The following is a 21,507-nucleotide window of genomic DNA, read 5'->3' as shown; positions in this document are numbered from 1 at the left end:
GTCCGTAGGTATTTCACTACCCGAAAGTGATCCCTTTTGGAGTTCATCTTTCGGGTCACCGTTGACTGTCCGCCTATTTATACTTCTTCTTAAAATCTCACTTATGGTGCAAGCAGTTTATCCAACAAGCGAATAATCATCGCAACTGACTCAGCACGGGAAGCAGAATCATTCGGTTTGAACAATCCGTTGCCTTTACCACTTACGATACCTGCATTCGCGAAAGCATTGATTTGTTCAGAAGCCCAGTTCGTAACTACATCCGAAAATGGATTGGATGCGCTGGGAACGTAGTTCGTCAGCCGAGCAAGCATGGCAACGATCTCAGCGCGGGAGATCTCTTGATTAGGATGGAAAGAACCATCACCATAACCCTTGATTATCCCTTTAGACTGTAATGCTGCAATCGCTTCTGAAGCCCAATGCCCTTGCGTGTCAGAGAAGGAAGAACGGCTTGAATCCGTTAGACCAAAAGCTTTTGCAAGCATCGTGGCGAACTCGGCGCGAGTTACCTTTTCATTGGGACGGTAAGAACCATCACGATAACCCTTTACAATGCCCATCTTAGCGGCACGTTCCACTACGGAAGCACTCCACAAAGATGCTGGAACGTCCGTAAAGCTTACAGCGGGAGCAGATTTCTCTTTTTCCACGATAGCCTTAACTGCGTCTACATCTACCTTATCGTTGAAGACAGGCCTCGAAGGCGTTGGTGTTGGTGTTGGCGTCGGCGTTGGTGTTGGCGTCGGCGTTGGTGTCGGTGTTGGCGTCGGCGTTGGTGTCGGTGTCGGTGTCGGCGTTGGCGTCGGCGTTGGTGTCGGTGTCGGTGTCGGCGGCTCGATTTCTGTTGTTTTCACGACAGAAAACTCATCGATCATTTTACCCTCACTCGTACGTGCTTCCACATGAATCTTATCCTCGCTAATTTCAATAGCGGAATATACGGGAACGTCTTCATCAAAGATAAAATTCAAATAATTATATTTAGTGCCATCATAGAATTTCCAGCCCGAAGCTCCACCATCCAGATATACAGTACCCTTATTTGTAGCTTTATTGGGCTTTCCATCCAGCATTGGATAGGTGCGCGCATACACATGATCATGACCAACCAAGATCAAATCAACTTTTTTCTCTTCTAATATAGGTGCAAAATACGTTCGTGTATACTCAACAAGGGATTCCCGGCCATTTTCTGTATGGTAGGCAGGACGGTGGAACATAGCAATAGTCCATTTTTTATCATTCTGATCCAAGTCTTCCTTCAGCCATGCTGCTTGATCAATCATTTGCTCCTCTGTACCTTCTGAGTTCAATACGACAAAATGAGTATCATCGACCTCATAAGAGTAAGCATATTGCATTTGGGATTCCGGCCCGTTCTCTGGGAAATTCGCACCTTTGGTAAATACATCTTTCCCTTCACTCTTCACATCATGATTACCCAATGTTAGAGCAGTTGGAATTGTTGTTGCATAGACCGACGAAGCTTGCCAGAACTTTTGCCATTCTTCAAATGCGCCACCTGCATCAACCATATCTCCACCATGCATAATAAACTGGGTAGATGGATATTGTGTCATAGCGTTAGTCATTAATTCTTGATAGATTTGTTGTCCTTGTAATTGATTCGTATGAGAATCCGTAATAAACAAGAATGAGGTCGGTGTTGATTTGTTCTGATCTACAGTAGAATATTCATGCCACTCCGACCAATTGCCCTCATAGCCTACACGATATTTGTAAGTGGTATCTGCTTTCAAGCCTTCAATCAGAGCATTATGAAACCGGATTTCACCCTTCGTTCCATTTTCCTTCATACTAACCACTTGGAGCTCACTCTCAGCTTGATGCTGTTTTACATGATTGACATCAGGGCTTTCTCCTGTTCCCCATTCACTTGCTTCGATGTATTGAAGATAAGTAAAGGTTTGGTCCGGATTTGTTTGCCAGGCAGCGCTCAGTTGTGAAGACATATCTTCTGCCACATAGGTTTGAACATATTGAGCTTCATCCGTACCGTATTGCTCCACGACTTCATAATGGACAACCTTGCTGTTCTGATCACCGTTGACAGCTTGAACCTGATAGGTTCCTAGTGCCAATGTAGTTAGGTCTGTCGTTAATTGTCCTTTAGCATCTGTTTTACCAACGCTGCTGTTCAATAACTGACTGCTAACATCAGCTTCAGAGATATAGCCCGTTGTTTGGCCATCTGCGAGAATAACCTCGAATAATCCATCCTCAGCTTCTGCTGAAGCGTAGTAACGTTCACCAGCATTTGCAACCATTAATACATTAGAAGACATATCATCATCCTCATATACATTAGACGTTACAGTTTTAACTGTAACTACTGAGCTTTGCTTTAATAATCCGGTGAATACAATATCCGCACCTTCATACGGTTTGCCCTCTCGGTCTAACACTGTAAATGTAGAAGACGTGCCCAAACCAACTCCCGTCATTTCCAGCTGATATGGAAATGCGATTGTATAGTGAATAGGTGCAGCCACCGGTGAGCTTGTCTGAACATCGCCCGCTGTAAGACTCGAATTACTCATAGTAATAGTTTTGTACTCTTCACCGCGCTCTAACAAGGCATGAGAGCTCACTCTGAAGTTAACAGTAACGACATCATGAGCTGCTGCTGTTACCTTATCAAGTGCTACCTGAACAATTCCGTGCTCATTATCAATATCTGAGGTTAGGACAACTCCAGCCGCTGGAGTAATACTTTCAACTTGAAGGGTGTTTGCATCATAATTTAGTGCGAATTTTGCCCCTTCTGCATTCAAGTAATCTTTGATGCTGACTTGAACAGAGTAGATTTCATTGCTTACTGCTTCTTTGCCAGCAGTCATGAACAAACGTTCTCCTGCATTCATTGTAAAATTGTATGTTTTCCCTGCCGGGTTACCAACCTTATCCCTCACTTCAATAACAAGCTCATGGTAACCGCCACCCACATATTTCCCTGGATAGGTTAATACATTTGTATCTGGAGAATAGTGCACTTCATTCGTAATATCCGTTCCATCCAGAAGAACAGATAATGTATCCAAATCCAAACCTGATCCGTTATCGGTCAGCTCAACCTTTAATTCATCAAGCGGAGCGTTTAATGCTTCATTCTCAACAGGGGCTATAGGTTTAATGTTTGGTACGTCTTTATCCTCATTCATTTCCTCATAGATGAAGGTAATATCATCTACCCAAATAGAGCCCTTATTTTTTTTGCTCATATTCGATTGTTTCAATTGGAGAAACAATTCAAGGACAAACGGTCCTTGTTTACCCTGCGGAACATCCGCCTCGATATATTTCCAACCAGACCAGTCTATACCGATTTGATTTTCATTATAAAATTCAGCCTGGAAAGAAGATCCGCCTTTATCTCTAAATTTTGTCGTTAGCAAATGCCCTTCCTTGTTCCCATAAACCCACATGCCTACTTTAGTAGGGTAACCTGTTACTGGGATATTCCCTGTTTTATACCCTACTTCAATTTGAGAGGGGTTATCTACGATACCAATCATATCGTAATCAATTCTAGCCGAGTATTGTCCATTTCTTACATGCTTCTTGTTGTCTTCCAAGTGCAGCGTCGCATCATACATACGTTTAGGATTCAATTTCACATCTGAGATTCCATCTTCAAAATCTTCAACCATGACGGATGACGCAGTTTCATCTGCTGCATAGATATAATTATTTTGACCAATACCTGTATGCAGAGTTCCTCCTAGCAACGTTACCATTGATGCAATCACTACTGTCTTTTGTAATACTTTTGCTTTCATTACTTTTCCTTCACTCCTTAGTGAAATTATCATTCTAAGAGTACTATAACAATTCAATGTAAAATTAATACACCATTACTATTAAGGATCTTTTCAATAAGCAGAATCTTAACATGTAGGAGTCGGACTTCCCATGGTGGGCGTCACCTGCCACTGTTACAATCGTGATATCGCACTCAGCAATGTGTCAATGCGAAGCTACGCAGAGAATACAAGCTGCGTCATAACCCAACTTAACCAGAAAGTTTTCAACGAACATGCCATTACCCAATTGGTACAGTTGCTTTCTTGGTGAATAACCTGAGAAAAAAACGGTTAGCCAAATCGATAAAGCAAAATGCACGCGTCACAGAGGCAGGTTTACGGCAGCTCCTTGCAAGCTTCAATGAGCATGTGGAACTCTTACTTTGAAAATGCAAAAAATCCACAACCTCTTGCGGTTGTGGATTTATATGGTGGAGGCGAGGGGGAGGCGAACCCCTGTCCGAAGATAACGACACATAAGCTTCTACGGGTGTAGTCACAGTTTTGATGTCATCCGAGTATTAGTATCCAGCAAGAACAGGATTAGCTCAAGCAGGTATTGACTCAACACAATAGATCAAATTACCCTGTATGATTTCCGTAACAATTAAAGGCTCGTATGTATTATCAAAGATGATAACCTGATCTGCGATGGCTAGAGCTGGTCTAAGGTTCTTCAATGACTGACCATATCGATAACGAATGTCCTCTTCTGCAATCCAATGTCCACCTTGTTCAACACAATCAATATGTATTTGAACGTTCTCAAGGCCAATATAGTATACGACAATTTCGTAACTGTTTTCTTTTGCAATTTGCATGTGTTTCAAAACAAACGATCCAGATAATGTCGTTTCAATAGCGAAGTTTTTACCACTTTTTATGAGAGATCGGATTCTTTTCACAGCTTCCCTTCCAGCAGACAGGTCAGCACTACGTGGATCCTCTGGCTTCAACTCCCTTGCAATCTGATCAGGATCAACCAGTTCACCAAGCCACTCTCTCATTTGCATGCTGAGTGTACTTTTCCCTGCTCCATTGGTTCCAGCAAACACAGTCATGACTGGTTTAGTTTCACTCATGATACTCAAACTCCTGGCGTTTCCCAGCAGCATCGAAAATAATTTCGAATTTATTACCTTTAGCATCTTCACGAACGCGTTTGTTATTCTTTATATAATAAATAGAGGCACCAGATTCTTTAGCTTGCTTCCGTGCATGTTGATTTGCTTTTTTTAAAATTTCTTGGAGCTGTTCTCGATTTTCAAACATCTTGAGTCCCCCAATCTAAACTTATGCGAATTGTATCATAAACTGAAAAACCACCAACCAGAACACTGGTTGATGGTTTTTGCTCTAATGGAGGCGAGGGGCATCGCACCCTACTTGGTACTTAATATTTCTGGCCATTTACTATGGTCAAAAAAAAGAAAATGATCGGTTAATCGATCATTTTCTTTGAATCAAGCTACTCAAAACAATGTTACGTTCATCCTTTTACTTCTTCAACATTATCAGAAGCAAACCCAGCAATATCCACATTTACATTACCGGAAGAAGAACGGTAACTAACGGTAAAGTCTCCACCACGTACCCCTTGCGGGAAATCATAGATGCTTCTCCAAGTGAAATCCTTTCCTTCTTTTACAGTTTTAGTAAAATAAACCTTGCCACTAGAATGGGTTACCGAAATAATTGTATCGCTCGTTCCTTTATTATTAAAATACAATTTAACATGTCCAAAGGTAGCAGGTACATAAAACTGGCTAGAAGTCATTTTGTTACCGTTCACATTTTGAGCCCAATTATTCCCTATGTTAAAAAGAGTGATATCTGGTCCAGGGTTATTTTCTCCCACTTGATCATTCTGGATAACTGGCGGAGTTGTAACATCCACCGTTTCGCTTGTTTGTGCCGATACTGCTGATACAGCAATCGCACCAAGCAGAACTGCGGAAGCTAATGTAGTCATAGTTTTCTTCATTTTAATTGCCCCTAAATTATGTAATTTATTTTACAATATTTAGGTTAACATCTTTAGCTTAATTTGTAAACAAAATATTAAATATTCCTTTTGGATAAAATTATAGGATTAAAACTCAACTATTGAGAAAAACTTACCACAGGCGATTAAAGTTCAGTAATAATTTTTGTTTTTCCTAATATTCAGTCCAATAGCTTAAATCAGTTGGTTGCACTTGCGGCAGAGCCTTAGGAAGTTTAGGTTTTTCCGCCTCGCACTCCCAGCCTAATAAAAAAATACCCAGTCGCTTTGACCAGGTACCATCATAACAGCATTCATGGGAGAGATTAATTCTATTACTCCCCCACTCTACCGTTCATAATAACACGCATATTTGCACGCATAAAAATTCGACGCGTATAATTACGCACTCTATATGGAGTTAATTATTTCTGATAGTAAATTGGTTTAACTTAAGTTTTTTATTTCAGAATTGAATTTATTAAGAGTATTTTGAATTTTTACTTTATTCTCTTTTTCGTCGATCTTATCTTGCATTTCCTTAAATACAATCAAAATAGCCTCACTCTCCTCAGATATGTATAAGCTGCGATTGCCGTAACGCTGGCATTCATATATGAGGCTTTTACAAAGTCATCATAGCAGCCTAATTTTTTCATCAAATTCCTGTGTCTATCTATTTGCGGCCTTACAAAATCACTCATGGAAGGAATTTGACCAATCTTTTTAAATTCATGCAAGTTCTTATCTTTATTATCATTCAATTGGTAAATAAACATGAATTCATGATCCGGGTTAAATGAGCATTTTACAATCTTAGTGAGTGTCTTATCTTTTAATAATAAATTTAGTCTAATAGCCATTGTTATATCTGGCATGTTAACTTTTGAGTCAAGATATTCTATTTCATCATCTTGCAAAGATTCTAACAGGCTTTCTGCTAGTTCTTCTTCCAATTCAAATTGCGAGGGTTGTACTGGGTTCTCTCGCTTACAGTAAGGGCAGTACTTATAAAACTTACTTTCCCATTTCAGAAAATCAATGAGATATTGAAAATCTTCTGAGTAATGAGTTTCATGTACATCAATTTCAATCTCATTATAATTTCCCATGGAATTTTTCTTGTCTTAGGAGTGTAACTATTAACATCTAGTTCTAATGTCTGATAAAAACTCAGCTTAAAAAGTAAATCCTCAAAAGAGTATTCCCTAAAACTTTTCTTCAAGACATCTCCTCCTAAAAAAACTATCTATTTTGAATTAGAACATTATAAAAAAAGAATCAGATTGCTGATGTTTCAGCTACCTGATTCTTTTTCACTTGAAGATTTTACCTAAACGCCTTCAACATAGTACTTACTCGTTAAGTACCATCTTGGAGGCGAGGGGAGTCGAACCCCTGTCCGAAGATAACGGCACATAAGCTTCTACGGGTGTAGTCACAGTTTTGATGTCACCCGAGTATCGCCCCGTAACCGGCTATACGTTGGGTCAGCCTGATTGTCTTCTTCAGCACACCCCAGGCGGAGATGTGACAGCGTATCCCACTACTAGTTAGCCCCTATCCCTGTCACATGGGCGATGCAGGGTAGAAGCACGCACACAGTTTCTTAGGCTGCGAAAGCGTAGTTTGTTTGTTGTTTGCCGTTTAATAGGCTTTAGCGTTGATAAAGCGGACGCGTCCCCACTACCCGCTACCCATGCTCGAACTACCCCCGTCGAATCCATAAACGCCCCCTCATATAAGAAGGGCTCCAGGATTAATCCGTGAATACGGAGCAAAGGTGCTGCACATCTTTTTCCTCCAAGGTAAAAGATGCTTCTTTCAAACTCGGCATTCCTGTCTGCTACATGAATAATCATAACACAGGACAGATTACCGATATAGTACAGATTACTGGAAGATGTTCCAGCAGGATGAGCACGTGTGCAAGTATATCCAACACAACCGGACTCAATCGTCTACATATTATACCGCGTCACCAGTGGGAAGTAAAGTTTACCCATATCGGACAACGAACAATTGTACCTAAGTATCTTACCCACGATTCAGTCAAATTAAGCAACAACAAGTCATGCCTCTGTATTTTAGCACCGTTAAGGCCTCAAACTCTGATACCTTTCCTTAACGAGAGAACGATCACCAAACAAACCTATTCAAAAGTACCCTTCTAACTCATGTAAACAAAAAAATCATTATGACATGCCTCGGTTATTTAATCACGGTGAACTGCTCATGTTAAAAATTGATATATCAAACAAATATCCTCCCAAAAACAACAGCAACATCAATTAACCACAAACAATTACTATCCACATCAAGAGACTACTTCTCATCCGATCAATACAAATTAAAAAAAGCCTCAATCTATCCCAATACAGGACAATACTTGAGACTTCTTAACCCGAACATCACTCTTCCTAAACTCTATTACGATACTAACTTATATACCTTAACATCTAAACCATTCACGCTCAGCAACCCCAATCAACGCGCAACCTTCTGCTTCTCGCGCAGTACCCGTTGGATATCACGTTGAGCATCGCGCTTCGCGGCAGTCTCACGTTTGTCGAACTGTTTCTTACCTTTGCCCAGCCCAATCAACAGCTTCGCATAGCCATTCCGGATATAGATCTTCAGCGGCACAATGCTGTATCCATCCTGCTTGGACAGCCCAAGCAGCTTGTGGATCTGCACTTTATGCATCAGCAGCTTGCGCGTACGTGTTGGATCTAAAGGGTTATTGCGGTTCCCTTGTTCAAAAGGACTAATATGCATATTGTGAATATGAATCTCACCGTTCCGAATCGTGGCAAAAGAATCCCCAATATTCGCACGGCCGTTGCGAAGAGATTTAATCTCCGTTCCGGTAAGCACCATGCCCGCTTCATACGTATCTTCAATGAAGTAGTCATGGGAAGCCTTTTTATTCTGTGCGAGCACTTTACTCTGTCCATCGTTCTTGCCCATGTCCTCACTCCTTCTCCGTAAAATAAGCCGGTACCATGCTCTATAGCAGTGCACCCTAAGTTGCACAAAGGTACCACGTGCCAGACCTCAATTGTAGCAAGTACGGCTGTTAAAATCAAGAAAGAGGCGACCTCTGCCGCCCCTCCTCATTACACCACTTCCAGACTGTGCGAAACAACACACAGCCCTAAAGCTAATAATCTTACACTTCTTCACTTAGATCACCATGTGTTCAATCCAGCTCTAAGTAAATTTGCTTTATTTTTTCTTTTTCCGTACAAAAGCCGCCGTGCCATTAGCTGACTCGCCTTTGCTTTTCTTGCGCTTGCGACGTGGCGCTCCACCTTCCTGAGCACCACCCGGTGTAGCTGCTTCCCCAATAAACACCCCACTAGTTGATGTGTTTTTGCGTCCACTACCACCTTTGCCACCTTTACCAGAGCCCTTGCCGGACTTGAAGCTTCCCTCACCTCGACCGCTGCTGCTGTTCAGGCCACTTCCTTGTCCACCGATTGAACTACTGTCCTGTCCACCCGATGTAGAGCTGTAGCCACCCTTACCAGAGCCAAAACCAAAGCTTAACGAGCCTTTGCCCCGGCCAGTCGATCCGCCAGCATCACCAGTGCGACGCTCACCCTTCGGTTTGCCCCCACCTTTACCAGCATAGCCTCCGGAAGTGCCTGCACCCGCACTTGCTGCACCGCTACGACCGCCACGTCCACCTTTGCTGCTATCTTCGGTGGTTCTTCCACCACGGTTGCCGCCAGCCCCAGCAGGCTTACCTTTACCGCCCCGTGAACCGCTAAATCCGCCAGACCCAGGCCCGCCTTTTGCTCCACCGCGTCCACCGCTACCTGCCGGACGTCCACCTTTACCGCCACGTCCACCGCTAAAGCCGCCAGGGCGTTCGCCGCGAGGTTTCATGTCGACCATTTCGAAGTCGATCGTATACTCTTCCATACTCACACGAGCCACACGGATCTTCACTTCATCACCGATACGGAATACCTTCGAGGTACGTTCACCAATGAGAGCCATATGCTGATCGTCAAAATGGTAATAGTCGTCCGTGAGTGCGCTCATTCGAATCAGACCTTCAACCGTGTTCTCCAGTTCAATGAACATACCAAAACTGGTCACACTGCTGATCATGCCTTCGAACTCTTCGCCTACCTTATCCAGCATGTACTCGGCTTTCTTCATTTTCTCCGTATCACGTTCAGCTTCAACCGCCACACGCTCACGTTCCGAAGACTGCTGGGCAATATCGGCCATGCGTGCAGCTAAATACTCCTGACGGTTCTCCGGCAAAGCGCCATTATTCTCGATGACTTCACGAATAACACGGTGAATGACCAGATCGGGATAACGACGGATCGGAGACGTGAAGTGACTGTAGAATTCTGCTGCCAAGCCAAAGTGACCCGACATTTCGGAATCATATTTCGCCTGTTTCATGGAACGAAGCATCATTGTACTGATCACAGTCTGTTCCTTCGTACCGCTAATATCCTCAAGCAGAGACTGAAGTGCCCGTGGATGAATCGCGTTGCCACGTCCTTTGACCTGATGTCCGAAATTCGCCGCAAAGGCGAGGAAATTTTGCAGTTTCTCCTGATCAGGATCTTCATGCACACGATAGATGAATGGAACCTTTAACCAGTGGAAATGCTCTGCCACCGTTTCATTGGCTGCCAACATGAATTCCTCAATAATTTGCTCAGCGATCGAACGCTCACGTTTAACGATATCCACCGGTTTGCATTCTTCGTCCACAATGATTTTGGATTCTTCAAAATCAAAGTCAACTGCACCACGACGCATACGCATCGCACGCAACTTCAAAGCAATCTCCTGCATCAAGTGGAAATCATCCACCAGATCCTTGTAGCGTTCCAGCAGTTCCGGCTCTTCGCCTTGCAAAATCTTGCGAACGTTAGAATACGTCATCCGCTCTTTGGTTTTGATTACACTTGTGAAAATGTCATGCTTCACAACCTTCATCTGATCGTTGAACTCCATCTCACAAGACAGCGTCAAGCGGTCTACCTGGGGATTCAAACTACAGATTCCGTTGGACAAACGTTGGGGTAGCATGGGAATAACACGGTCTACCAGGTACACGCTACATCCGCGGTTGTAAGCTTCCTGATCGAGCTTAGAGTTCTCCCGTACATAGTAGCCAACATCGGCAATATGAACGCCCAGACGGTAGTTTCCGTTTGGCAGCTTCTCGACATTGACGGCGTCATCCAAATCCTTGGCGTCTTCGCCATCAATCGTGACGATGTTCAGACCACGCAGATCGCGGCGACCTTGTTGAATAATTTCTTCATCCGTAATGGCATCTGGCGCCTGCTCCGCTTCTTCGACCACTTCATCCGGGAAGGCTTCCGGCAACTGGTGTTTGCGGATCACGGACAAAATATCAATGCCCGGCTCATCCTTATGACCGAGAATCTCGATCACTTCACCTTCTGCAGCAGCCTTACCCTCCGGGTAGCTGACGATACGCGCAACAACCTTTTGCCCATCAACAGCCCCAGCAAAATTCGTACGTGGAATAAAAATATCCCGGTTAATTCGTTTGTCATCCGGAATGACGAATCCATACACCTCATGGTTTTGGAACACACCAACCACTTGTGTGACCGCACGGGTAACAACACGGATAATCTCACCCTCCAAACGACCACCCGAAGGACCTTGAGAAGTCACTTTTACAAACACAGTGTCTCCATTCATGGCGCTCTTCATGTCATTGGCGTTGATGTATACATCCGGATGCTCTCGATCCTCAGGGATAAGGAAAGCAAAACCTTTCGCATGAGCCTGCAAACGCCCGCGCACCAAATCCATGCTTTCTGGCATGCCGTAACGATTATTACGAGTCAGCATGACTTTACCGGATTCCTCAAGCGTATTAAGCATAATTAAAAAGGCTTTGAAATCTGCCGCATCTTCAATCTTGAAATGCTGTTCCAGTTCCTGATAAGTCATTGGTTTATAAGCGGAACCCCGCATAAAGTCGAGCAATTGTTCTTCAGTTATCATTAATATTCACCTCGGGAAACATAAAAGTGTAATCTTGTCTCATCTCTCTATGTAACGGAATCCACACAGATTGAAAAGCCATTTAACTCTGGCCCTACTATCTTCTACCCTAGTATACACGAATTCAATCCAGCGCATCCGTACCCTGCAAAATAAACCAAACCTGTGGAGCCCTTTTCATAACCGCGCTTTCATACATCATAGCAGCGTTTGTGCCGCTTGTATTTTGCTCGCTTCTGGTTGGCTCTTGCAACAGAAATCCCTGAAGATCTAAGCTCAATCATACCTAGTGGTTGGTGTGCTGAATAGACAGAAATGGCGCCGCCCAAGAGGGCGAATATGTAGGAAGGAAACCGAACGGAAGTGAGAAAAATCGAAGATCAGAAACATGTGGATCTCATTGGAAAAGACTGGACATGAATAAACTTATCAAAAAACCTCCGTTTCTTCTCGAAACGAAGGTTAATCATTCAAGCGATTACGCTCAAGCTATTGAATTGTTTGGAAAAGTATCCACTTCTTACTTGGACACAACCGTAACAATAATAGACAAAATGAAGAATCCTGCACCCAGTACAACCGTTGCACGTTGCAAGAAAAGATCCAGTCCGCGCGCTTTCGTTTTACCGAAAAGATGTTCCGCACCACCGGAGATGGCACCCGCCAAACCAGCGCTTTTCCCGTGCTGCAGCAATACTACAGTGATTAGACCGATCGAAAACACCACGAGCAGCAATTTCAAAGCAATATCCATTCTTTCCACCTCCTACCCATGTGGGCATAACATCTCACCATAAAAACAGTTACTTTAATTGTAACACAGCTATTAACGTGATACAAGTAGTGTCAATCCTCTATTTGCCCATAATTAACCACTTTTTTTAACCATTCATAACTATAGAGTTAATAATCTAAAATTAAAAAAGGCAAGCCGATTATCCGGCTTGCCCTAGAGTTGTCAGCAGACAACTTATTTTTTGAGGTTGTAGAATCCTTTGAGACCATTGTATTGAGCCAGTTCACCCAATTGATCCTCAATGCGGAGCAATTGGTTGTACTTCGCAATACGGTCTGTACGGGAAGGAGCACCTGTTTTGATTTGACCAGCATTTGTTGCAACAGCAATATCAGCAATTGTGCTGTCTTCGGACTCACCGGAACGGTGAGAGATTACAGCTGTGTATCCTGCACGTTTAGCCATTTCGATTGCATCAAATGTTTCAGTTAATGTACCGATTTGGTTCACTTTGATCAGGATGGAGTTACCGATACCTTCATCGATACCTTTGCCCAGACGCTCCGTGTTCGTTACGAACAGGTCATCACCAACGAGTTGTACTTTGTCTCCCAGTTTCTCTGTGAGCAATTTCCAACCATCCCAGTCGTCTTCGGACATACCGTCTTCAATTGTGATGATTGGGTATTTCTCAACCCATGAAGCCAGAAGGTCAACATACTCAGCGGAAGTGTAAGATTTACCTTCGCCAGCAAGTGTGTATTTACCATCTTTGTAGAACTCAGTGGAAGCAACGTCCATACCCAGGAATACGTCAACGCCTGGTTTGTAACCTGCTTTTTCAATAGCTTCGATGATTGTGGTGATTGCTTCTTCGTTCGAACTAAGGTTCGGTGCGAAGCCGCCTTCGTCACCTACAGCTGTGTTCAGGCCTTTGGAGCTCAGTACAGATTTCAGGTTGTGGAAGATTTCTGCGCCTACGCGAAGAGCTTCTTTGAAGCTTGGTGCTCCAACAGGAAGAACCATGAACTCTTGAACGTCGATGTTGTTGTCCGCATGCTCACCACCGTTGATGATGTTCATCATTGGTACTGGAAGTGCTTTAGCGTTGAATCCGCCCAGGTAAACGTACAATGGCAGATCCAGTGCGTCAGCAGCAGCGCGAGCAACAGCCATGGATACAGCCAGGATTGCGTTAGCACCCAATTTAGCTTTGTTTGGTGTACCATCCAAAGTGATCATCAATTTGTCGATACCCAGTTGATCCAATGCGTCCATACCGATTACTTCTGGAGCGATTGTTTCGTTTACGTTTTTAACAGCTTGCAGAACACCTTTACCGAGGTAACGGGATTTGTCGCCATCGCGAAGCTCAACGGCTTCGTGGGCACCAGTGGATGCACCGGATGGAACGATTGCGCGTCCGATTGCGCCGGACTCCAAGTATACTTCAACTTCTACTGTAGGGTTACCGCGGGAGTCGAGGACTTCGCGAGCGTACACGTCAGAAATAATAGTCATGTGTGATAATCTCCTTTTAATTTGGAATTTTATTTTAATACGTTCAGAATATATGAGTTTCACCGAGCCACCCTCCGCATGCAGTACCGTCTTCCGATCGCTGTTATCCCCTGATTTCTTTGAACTTATCTTCATAAGTTGAAATCATGTGATAAAGGCGAACACTTCGCTTCTCCAGATCGGTTCTGCCCGCTTCGTTAAGGTGTAACTTTAGTCTTATTCAACAACCTATTAAAATTATATTATTTACGGGTAGCGATGACAGATGTTCCTGTCATTTCAGCCGGTTTAGGCAATTGCATCAGGTCAAGAATCGTTGGAGCGATATCCGCCAGAATTCCGCCTTCACGCAGGGTTACATTTGCATCGGTAACGATGAGTGGAACCGGGTTCGTTGTATGAGCTGTGAACGGACGTCCTTGCTCATCGAACACCATATCCGCGTTACCATGATCCGCAGTGATCAGTACCACGCCACCTTTGGCAAGTACTGCATCCACAACACGGCCCATGCACTCATCTGTTACTTCAACCGCTTTAATGGTAGGCTCCAGCATGCCGGAGTGTCCAACCATGTCAGGGTTAGCAAAGTTCAGAATGATGGCATCATGTTTGTCTGCTTCGATCTCGCGAACACATGCGTCAGCCACTTCATACGCGCTCATCTCCGGTTGCAGGTCATACGTTGCAACTTTTGGTGAGTTGATCAGCACGCGAGTTTCGCCCGGAAGCTCCACATCACGGCCGCCGCTGAAGAAGAAGGTAACGTGTGGGTATTTCTCTGTTTCTGCAATACGCAGCTGTTTTTTATTGTTCTGTACCAGAACTTCACCCAGTGTATTGTCGAGGTTCTTCGGCGAATAAGCCACATAACCTTCAACCGTCTCACTGAACAAAGTCAAGCAAACAAAGTGCAAGCCCACAGGGAACTTCGGACCACGATCGAAACCGCGGAAATCCTGGTTCGTGAATACTTGCGACAACTGGATCGCACGGTCAGGACGGAAGTTGAGGAAGATGACGGAATCGCCGCTCTCCACCAAGCCTACCGGCTCACCATCCGCTTTGACGATTACCGTTGGTTCAACGAATTCATCAAATACGGACTTCTCATACGATTCTTCAACCGCTTTGAGTGGGTCAGTGTATTTAGGTCCATCTCCATAAACGATGGCGCGGTATGACTTCTCAACCCGTTCCCAACGTTTGTCACGGTCCATCGCGTAATAGCGACCTTGAACCGTTGCGATTTTACCTACACCAACTTCTTCGATCTTAGCGATCAGCTTCTGCATGAAGTCTTTACCACTGTCAGGCATAACATCACGGCCATCCATGAAGGCATGAATATATACATCATTCAATCCTTCTTTTTTGGCCAGATCCAGCATAGCAAACAGGTGGTCGATGTGACTATGTACGCCGCCATCGGACAACAAACCGTAGAGATGAAGCTTTGTACCGTTTTGTTTCGCTTCGCGAACTGCTTTGACAAGTGTTTCATTGTCATAGAATTCACCGTCACGAATCGATTTGGAGATACGAGTCAAATCCTGGTATACGATCCGGCCGGCACCAATGTTCAGGTGACCTACCTCGGAATTTCCCATCTGCCCTTCTGGCAAACCTACAGCTTCACCGCAAGCAGTGAGAGTTGTATGTGGGAATTGGCTCATGAAACGGTCGTAGTTCGGTTTCTTGGCTTGCGCTACCGCGTTACCTTCCACCGTGTTACGAAGACCGAAGCCATCCATGATGATCAGTGCTACAGGTTTTGGAGCTGTCATCTTACTTCGCCCCCTCAACAAGCGCGATGAACGAAGCCGGCTGCAAGCTGGCACCGCCAACAAGTGCGCCGTCGATGTCGCTTTGTCCGAGGTATTCTGTTACGTTCTCCGGTTTAACACTGCCGCCGTATTGGATACGAACTGCGTCTGCTACCTTCTGGTCGTACAGATCCTTCACCAGCGTACGGATGTAAGCAATAACTTCATTCGCATCTTGGGAAGTGGAGGATTTGCCAGTACCAATCGCCCAGATTGGCTCATAAGCGATAACAACCTGTGCTGCTTGCTCAGCAGACAGACCTGCAAAAGCAGCTTCCGTTTGCACTTTGCATACGTCTTTCGTTTGGTCAGCTTCACGCTCTTCGAGCTTTTCGCCTACACATACGATTGGAGTCAATCCATGACGGAATGCTGCATGCGTCTTTTTATTGACAGTCTCATCGGTTTCCGCAAAATATTGACGGCGCTCCGAGTGACCAATAATAACGTAATCCACACCCAGGTCTTTCAGCATTACGCCGCTGATTTCACCTGTGAATGCACCATTGTCTTCAAAATGAAGATTTTGTGCACCAATTTTGATGTTTGTGCCTTTAACAGCTTCTACCAGGGATGGCAGATTCGTAAACGGTGCGCAGATTACAGTCTCCACGCCTTCAACTTCCGCTTTTCCTTTAACTTCCTGAATGAAGTCATTGGATTCGGAAACCGTTTTGAACATTTTCCAGTTACCTGCGATAATCGGTGTTCTCATGGGTTTCAACTCCTTCATGCTATAGCTTACTTGTCGTTCAATGCAACTACGCCTGGAAGCACTTTGCCTTCCATGAATTCGAGTGATGCACCGCCACCTGTAGAGATGTGGTTCATTTTGTCAGCCAATTTGAACTTCTCAGCTGCTGCTGCGGAGTCGCCACCACCGATTACGGTGTATGCTTCTGTCTCTGCGCAAGCTTGTGCTACTGCACGTGTACCGTGGGAGAATGGTTCGATTTCGAATACGCCCATTGGTCCGTTCCAAACCACGAGTTTAGAGTTTTTAACAACGTCAGCATAAATCTCACGTGTTTTAGGACCGATGTCGATACCTTCCCAATCCGCAGGAATGTCGCCAACTTCAACGATCTTCGTGTTTGCATTAGCACTGAAGTCGTCGGAGATCACGATATCTACTGGCAGATAGAAGTTTTTGCCCAATTTTTTCGCTTTTTCGATAAAGCCCAGAGCTACATCCAGTTTGGACTCATCCAGCAGGGATTGACCTACTTCGAATCCTTGAGCCTTCATGAATGTGTAGGACAGACCACCACCGATGATCACGTTGTCTGCAATATTCAGCAGGTTGTCGATAACATCAATTTTGTCTTTAACTTTGGAACCACCGATAATTGCTGTGAAAGGACGCTCAGGGTTGGAGATTGCTTTACCCAACACTTCAAGTTCTTTCTCCATGAGCAGACCGGATACAGCTGGCAACAGGTGAGCGATACCTTCTGTAGAAGCGTGTGCTCTGTGAGCTGCGCCGAATGCATCATTAACGAATACATCAGCCAGTTCAGCAAAAGCTTTCGCCAATTCCGGATCGTTTTTCTCTTCGCCTGCGTGGAAACGAACGTTCTCAAGCAACATAACGTCGCCGTTGTTCAGTTCAGCGATTTGAGCTTTCACTGCATCGCCAATGGAATCATCAGCTTTAACGACTTTTTTACCGAGCAATTCGGACAAACGCTCAGCAGCCGGTGTAAGACGCATGGATTCAACCACTTCGCCTTTTGGACGACCCATGTGACTTGCCAAAATGACTTTAGCGCCTTTTTCGATCAGGAAGTTGATCGTAGGAAGCGTTGCACGAATACGTTTGTCATCTGTAATTTTACCATCTTCAAGCGGCACATTAAAATCTACACGGACAAATACCCGTTTTCCTGTCAATTCGATATCACGTACACTTTTTTTGTTCATCTGTATTTCCTCCGCACCCATGTATTTGGTGGATCAATCAAGAGCTGAAATCCCTTATCAATCCCGGTGTTTTTGAGAAATTTGCAAAATGTAGATATATAAAGAGCGGAAACAATAGCATCTGTTTCCGCTCTATGTTATTGCAGATATTACTTAATCATTTTTGCAAAGTGCTCCAACGTGCGAACCAGTTGAGCAGTGTAGGACATTTCATTGTCATACCAAGCTACTGTTTTAACCAATTGTTGATCGCCAACAGTCAGAACTTTAGTTTGAGTTGCATCAAACAGGGAACCGAAAGTGATACCTTGGATATCGGAAGATACGATTTCGTCTTCTGTGTATCCGAAAGTTTGTGGATCGGAAGCTTCTTTCATAGCTGCGTTAACTTCTTCAGCAGTTACTTTTTTGTTCAATACAGTTACGAGCTCAGTCAGGGAACCAGTCGCTACTGGTACACGTTGAGCTGCACCGTCGAGGATGCCTTGCAGTTCTGGGATTACCAGACCGATTGCTTTAGCAGCACCCGTTGTGTTAGGGATGATGTTCTCAGCTGCTGCGCGAGCACGACGGAAGTCACCTTTAGGGTGTGGAGCATCCAATGTGTTTTGGTCGCCAGTGTAAGCGTGAATTGTAGTCATCAAACCTTGAACGATTCCGAATTTGTCTTGCAACGTTTTTGCCATAGGTGCCAGGCAGTTCGTTGTGCAAGATGCACCGGAGATTACAGTTTCAGTACCGTCGAGGATTTCATGGTTTACGTTGTAAACGATGGTTTTCATGTCGCCAGTAGCTGGTGCGGAAATAACAACTTTCTTAGCTCCGCCTTTCAAGTGTTTCTCAGCTGCTTCTTTAGTTGTGAAGAATCCAGTACATTCCAGAACGATATCTACGCCCAGATCGCCCCAAGGCAGTTCTTCTGGGTTGCGGTTAGCCAATACTTTAACTTCTTTACCGTTCACTTTGAAGAAGCCATCGTGTACTTCAACTTCGCCATCGAAGCGACCTTGAGTTGTATCATATTTGAGCAAATGAGCCAGCATTTTAGCATCAGTCAAGTCGTTGATTGCTACAACTTCAATGCCCTCTACATTTTGAATACGGCGGAATGCCAAACGACCAATACGTCCAAAACCGTTAATACCTACTTTAATCATGAGTAAGTTCCTCCCAAGTTTTGATTGATTTTTGTTGAAGCTTATATATTCAAGACAGACGGTGAAGTCCGTCAAGACAACAATGTTTATGGTGTAAAATGAACTACTTATCCATTTCGGCAACGATGACTTCGGCAGCAGCCTCATCAATAATCAGAATATCTTCCTGTCCGAATCGTAATACGGAATGAATCGCGGCTGCTTTACTTTTGCCACCTGCAATTCCTATGACTAGATCAGTTCGTTCAATATCCTGAAGTCGCATACCCAGAGTAAGCATGGTATGTACCACTTCACCCTGATCGTTAAAATAATATCCGAAAGATTCAGATACAGCACCTTGCTCCTGAAGTTCATCTACAATCTCCGTTGCAAGTTTGCGTCGCCGCGCCATTTCCACGGCATCACCGATCCCGTGAATGACAATCCGAGATTTTCGGATCAGTTGCAGAATTTCCTGGACACTCGGGTCCTGAATCAAGGATTCATAAGCATGATCACTAAGCAAATCCGGTACATGCAGGAGTTTGTATTGCGCTCCTACCCGTTTTGCCATTGTGGATGCAATCGTATTCGCTTGGATTTCAAGGCTTTCTCCCAGCCCGCCACGTGCCGGTACGAACCAGACACCTTTGAGCGATGTTGGTGGAGTAAGCTGCTCTGCAACTTCAGCCGTTGTTGAACCGCCAGTAACGGCAACAACGTCGTAATCATTCATGATATTGCCGAGAGCCTTCGCTCCGGCTTTGCCCAGTTCCCTTTTGGCTAGCGGAGAAGTGTCCGAATCGCCGGGAACGACAACTACCTTTTGCAGACCATAGGCTTGCTTAATGCGCTCTTCCAGCTCGGATAATCCGAATAGCTCTTTGGCTACAGGCTCTAACTGCTGCAGCAAATCATGCCCTGCCTCGCTGATCTTCATTCCTGCACTGTGAATTTCAATAAGTCCCTGAGCCTTTAACAGATCGGTCTCAGCCCTCAGAACCCGCTCGGTCATCTGCATGGAATTAGCCAACGTTCTCCGCCCAATCACATCCGATAACATGATCTGATGCAGAATCGTATACCTCTTCTTCAATACATCCATGAGATCAGGCAGAAGCTGCTTTTGCACTTCTAAAATCCTTCGCATGCTTTCCACTCCCGCAAGCTTCTAGTTCCAAGCTCTCTTTCGTGGCCCCAAAACGTCCCGGGTTAACTTTTTAAGTCCCACTTCTATTCTACCTAAAACTGACGCGACATGCAAGTGTTTCAATGTGTTATTTCGACACGTTTCAGGCGTTTGTACGCGCCTATTTTCACAATCTCAGGCTACAATGATCTAAGAAACTCTTACGTACACTATATATAGAAGGAAAGAAAAAAATCGATCTATATATTGCTTCCTTATGCTTTTCATACAGCAAGTCCAAAACCTCTTTTTAGCATTTACCGAATTGCATTCTTTATCCACTTATCTTCATCATGATCATTTTCGGAGTAATCCAAACTCTAGAGTGGATCATCTGCTTGCAATTAAATTATTCATGAGCTATAATCATTATTGCTGTCACATATTTGAAACTAAATTAACGATGTGAATACGTGCTACATAATATAGTAGCAATTCAATCTGCGCCCGTGGTCCAATGGATATGACGTAGGCCTCCGAAGCCTGAGATCCAAGTTCGATTCTTGGCGGGCGCGCCATTCTTATTTAGCAGCTCATAACCCTTTTAACCAATGGAACCGTAAAGGTTTCTTTTTTTTCAAACTTAGTTTGACTTTCTTTGACTTTTTGTTTGAAATTGTTTATGATGTGGGTAATACGGTAACAGTTTAAGTATGAACACCAATTTAACAATTACATTTCCGAGGAGGTTTTTCACGTGAGTTATATTCCAATGGTCGTTGAACAGAGCAACCGCGGTGAGCGCGCCTATGACATCTATTCCAGATTGCTGAAGGATCGTATCATTTTCCTTGGTAGTGATGTAAATGATGTTGTTGCGAATTCCATCATGGCACAGATGTTGTTCCTTACTGCTGAAGATCCGGAGAAAGACATTCACTTATACATCAACAGCCCAGGCGGATCCATTACGGCCGGTATGGCCATATATGATACAATGCAATTTATTAAACCGGATGTATCTACCATCTGCGTAGGTATGGCGGCTTCCATGGGTGCATTCCTCCTGAATGCGGGTGCCAAAGGCAAACGTTTCGCCCTGCCAAACAGTGAAATCATGATTCACCAACCTCTTGGCGGTGCGCAAGGTCAGGCTTCGGACATCGAAATCCGTGCCCGCCGCATCTTGAAAATGCGTGACACCTTGAATCGCATTATCTCTGAGCGCTCAGGCCAACCGTTGGAGCGTATTGAGAAAGATACAGACCGTGACTACTTCATGAGCGCTGCTGAAGCTGCTGATTACGGTATCATCGATAAAGTTATCGAAAATGTAGGATCCCAAGGCATCTAAGCTGGGAGAACACTTATACGGCAAATATAAACAGAAGCACAATT

Annotated in this window: 15 protein-coding genes, 1 tRNA gene and 1 other RNA gene; 2 read left to right on the top strand and 15 right to left on the bottom strand. The window is 44.3% G+C overall.

Annotation, left to right across the window (positions count from 1 at the left end):
• Positions 1-101 precede the first annotated feature (101 nt).
• The 15 genes from ACR32F_RS01000 to ACR32F_RS00930 form a co-directional block, all read right to left on the bottom strand.
• Positions 102-3,803 carry an S-layer homology domain-containing protein gene (locus ACR32F_RS01000; protein ID WP_440115330.1) on the bottom strand — a complete coding sequence of 1,234 codons (3,702 nt, stop codon included), beginning with the start codon at positions 3,801-3,803 and terminating at the stop codon, positions 102-104.
• 572 nt (positions 3,804-4,375) lie between these two features.
• Positions 4,376-4,909 (bottom strand): zeta toxin family protein, encoded by a 534-nt coding sequence (locus ACR32F_RS00995; protein ID WP_440115328.1) that lies wholly within the window; start codon positions 4,907-4,909, stop codon positions 4,376-4,378.
• Positions 4,902-5,099 carry a hypothetical protein gene (locus tag ACR32F_RS00990; protein ID WP_440115326.1) on the bottom strand — a complete coding sequence of 66 codons (198 nt, stop codon included), beginning with the start codon at positions 5,097-5,099 and terminating at the stop codon, positions 4,902-4,904. The genes ACR32F_RS00995 and ACR32F_RS00990 overlap by 8 nt, the downstream gene beginning before the upstream one ends.
• Before the next feature lie 217 nt (positions 5,100-5,316).
• Entirely contained in the window at positions 5,317-5,811 is a 495-nt protein-coding gene (locus tag ACR32F_RS00985; protein ID WP_440115324.1) for a hypothetical protein, read from the bottom strand.
• A 551-nt stretch (positions 5,812-6,362) separates the two neighbouring features.
• Complete coding sequence (locus ACR32F_RS00980) at positions 6,363-6,923, bottom strand: hypothetical protein (RefSeq protein WP_440115322.1); 561 nt, start codon at positions 6,921-6,923, stop codon at positions 6,363-6,365.
• Between the two features lie 262 nt (positions 6,924-7,185).
• Positions 7,186-7,548, bottom strand: a transfer-messenger RNA (tmRNA) gene (ssrA, locus tag ACR32F_RS00975).
• Between the two features lie 750 nt (positions 7,549-8,298).
• Positions 8,299-8,781, bottom strand: coding sequence for an SsrA-binding protein SmpB (gene smpB / locus ACR32F_RS00970; protein WP_440115320.1), 483 nt, complete (start codon positions 8,779-8,781; stop codon positions 8,299-8,301).
• Between the two features lie 258 nt (positions 8,782-9,039).
• Complete coding sequence (rnr, locus tag ACR32F_RS00965) at positions 9,040-11,835, bottom strand: ribonuclease R (protein ID WP_440115318.1); 2,796 nt, start codon at positions 11,833-11,835, stop codon at positions 9,040-9,042.
• Between the two features lie 520 nt (positions 11,836-12,355).
• Positions 12,356-12,589, bottom strand: coding sequence for a preprotein translocase subunit SecG (gene secG, locus ACR32F_RS00960; RefSeq protein ID WP_024629498.1), 234 nt, complete (start codon positions 12,587-12,589; stop codon positions 12,356-12,358).
• A 216-nt stretch (positions 12,590-12,805) separates the two neighbouring features.
• Positions 12,806-14,092: a phosphopyruvate hydratase gene (eno, locus tag ACR32F_RS00955; protein WP_440115315.1), complete on the bottom strand. Its 1,287-nt coding sequence runs from the start codon at positions 14,090-14,092 to the stop codon at positions 12,806-12,808.
• Positions 14,093-14,334: 242 nt separating this feature from the next.
• The gene (gpmI, locus tag ACR32F_RS00950) at positions 14,335-15,879 is read right to left on the bottom strand and encodes a 2,3-bisphosphoglycerate-independent phosphoglycerate mutase (RefSeq protein ID WP_440115313.1); all 1,545 of its coding nucleotides are present in this window, start codon (positions 15,877-15,879) and stop codon (positions 14,335-14,337) included.
• 1 nt (position 15,880) lies between these two features.
• Positions 15,881-16,633, bottom strand: a complete 753-nt coding sequence (gene tpiA / locus ACR32F_RS00945) for a triose-phosphate isomerase (RefSeq protein WP_440115311.1) — start codon at positions 16,631-16,633, stop codon at positions 15,881-15,883.
• Between the two features lie 26 nt (positions 16,634-16,659).
• Positions 16,660-17,841 carry a phosphoglycerate kinase gene (locus tag ACR32F_RS00940; RefSeq protein WP_440115309.1) on the bottom strand — a complete coding sequence of 394 codons (1,182 nt, stop codon included), beginning with the start codon at positions 17,839-17,841 and terminating at the stop codon, positions 16,660-16,662.
• Between the two features lie 149 nt (positions 17,842-17,990).
• The gene (gene gap, locus ACR32F_RS00935; protein ID WP_440115307.1) at positions 17,991-18,998 is read right to left on the bottom strand and encodes a type I glyceraldehyde-3-phosphate dehydrogenase; all 1,008 of its coding nucleotides are present in this window, start codon (positions 18,996-18,998) and stop codon (positions 17,991-17,993) included.
• Between the two features lie 103 nt (positions 18,999-19,101).
• Positions 19,102-20,130 carry a sugar-binding transcriptional regulator gene (locus tag ACR32F_RS00930; RefSeq protein ID WP_440115305.1) on the bottom strand — a complete coding sequence of 343 codons (1,029 nt, stop codon included), beginning with the start codon at positions 20,128-20,130 and terminating at the stop codon, positions 19,102-19,104.
• A 482-nt stretch (positions 20,131-20,612) separates the two neighbouring features.
• On the opposite strand from ACR32F_RS00930, the gene ACR32F_RS00925 reads away from it, so the two are divergent.
• Together ACR32F_RS00925 and clpP are read left to right on the top strand one after the other, a co-directional pair.
• A tRNA-Arg gene (locus ACR32F_RS00925) sits at positions 20,613-20,687 on the top strand.
• A 179-nt stretch (positions 20,688-20,866) separates the two neighbouring features.
• Positions 20,867-21,463 (top strand): ATP-dependent Clp endopeptidase proteolytic subunit ClpP, encoded by a 597-nt coding sequence (gene clpP / locus ACR32F_RS00920; protein ID WP_024629505.1) that lies wholly within the window; start codon positions 20,867-20,869, stop codon positions 21,461-21,463.
• Positions 21,464-21,507: the final 44 nt, after the last annotated feature.

This window comes from Paenibacillus hebaui, assembly GCF_051934385.1.
Lineage (GTDB): Bacteria > Bacillota > Bacilli > Paenibacillales > Paenibacillaceae > Paenibacillus.
The sequence above is the reverse complement of the archived record's forward strand: the minus strand, read 5'-3'. Positions and strand labels throughout refer to the sequence as shown.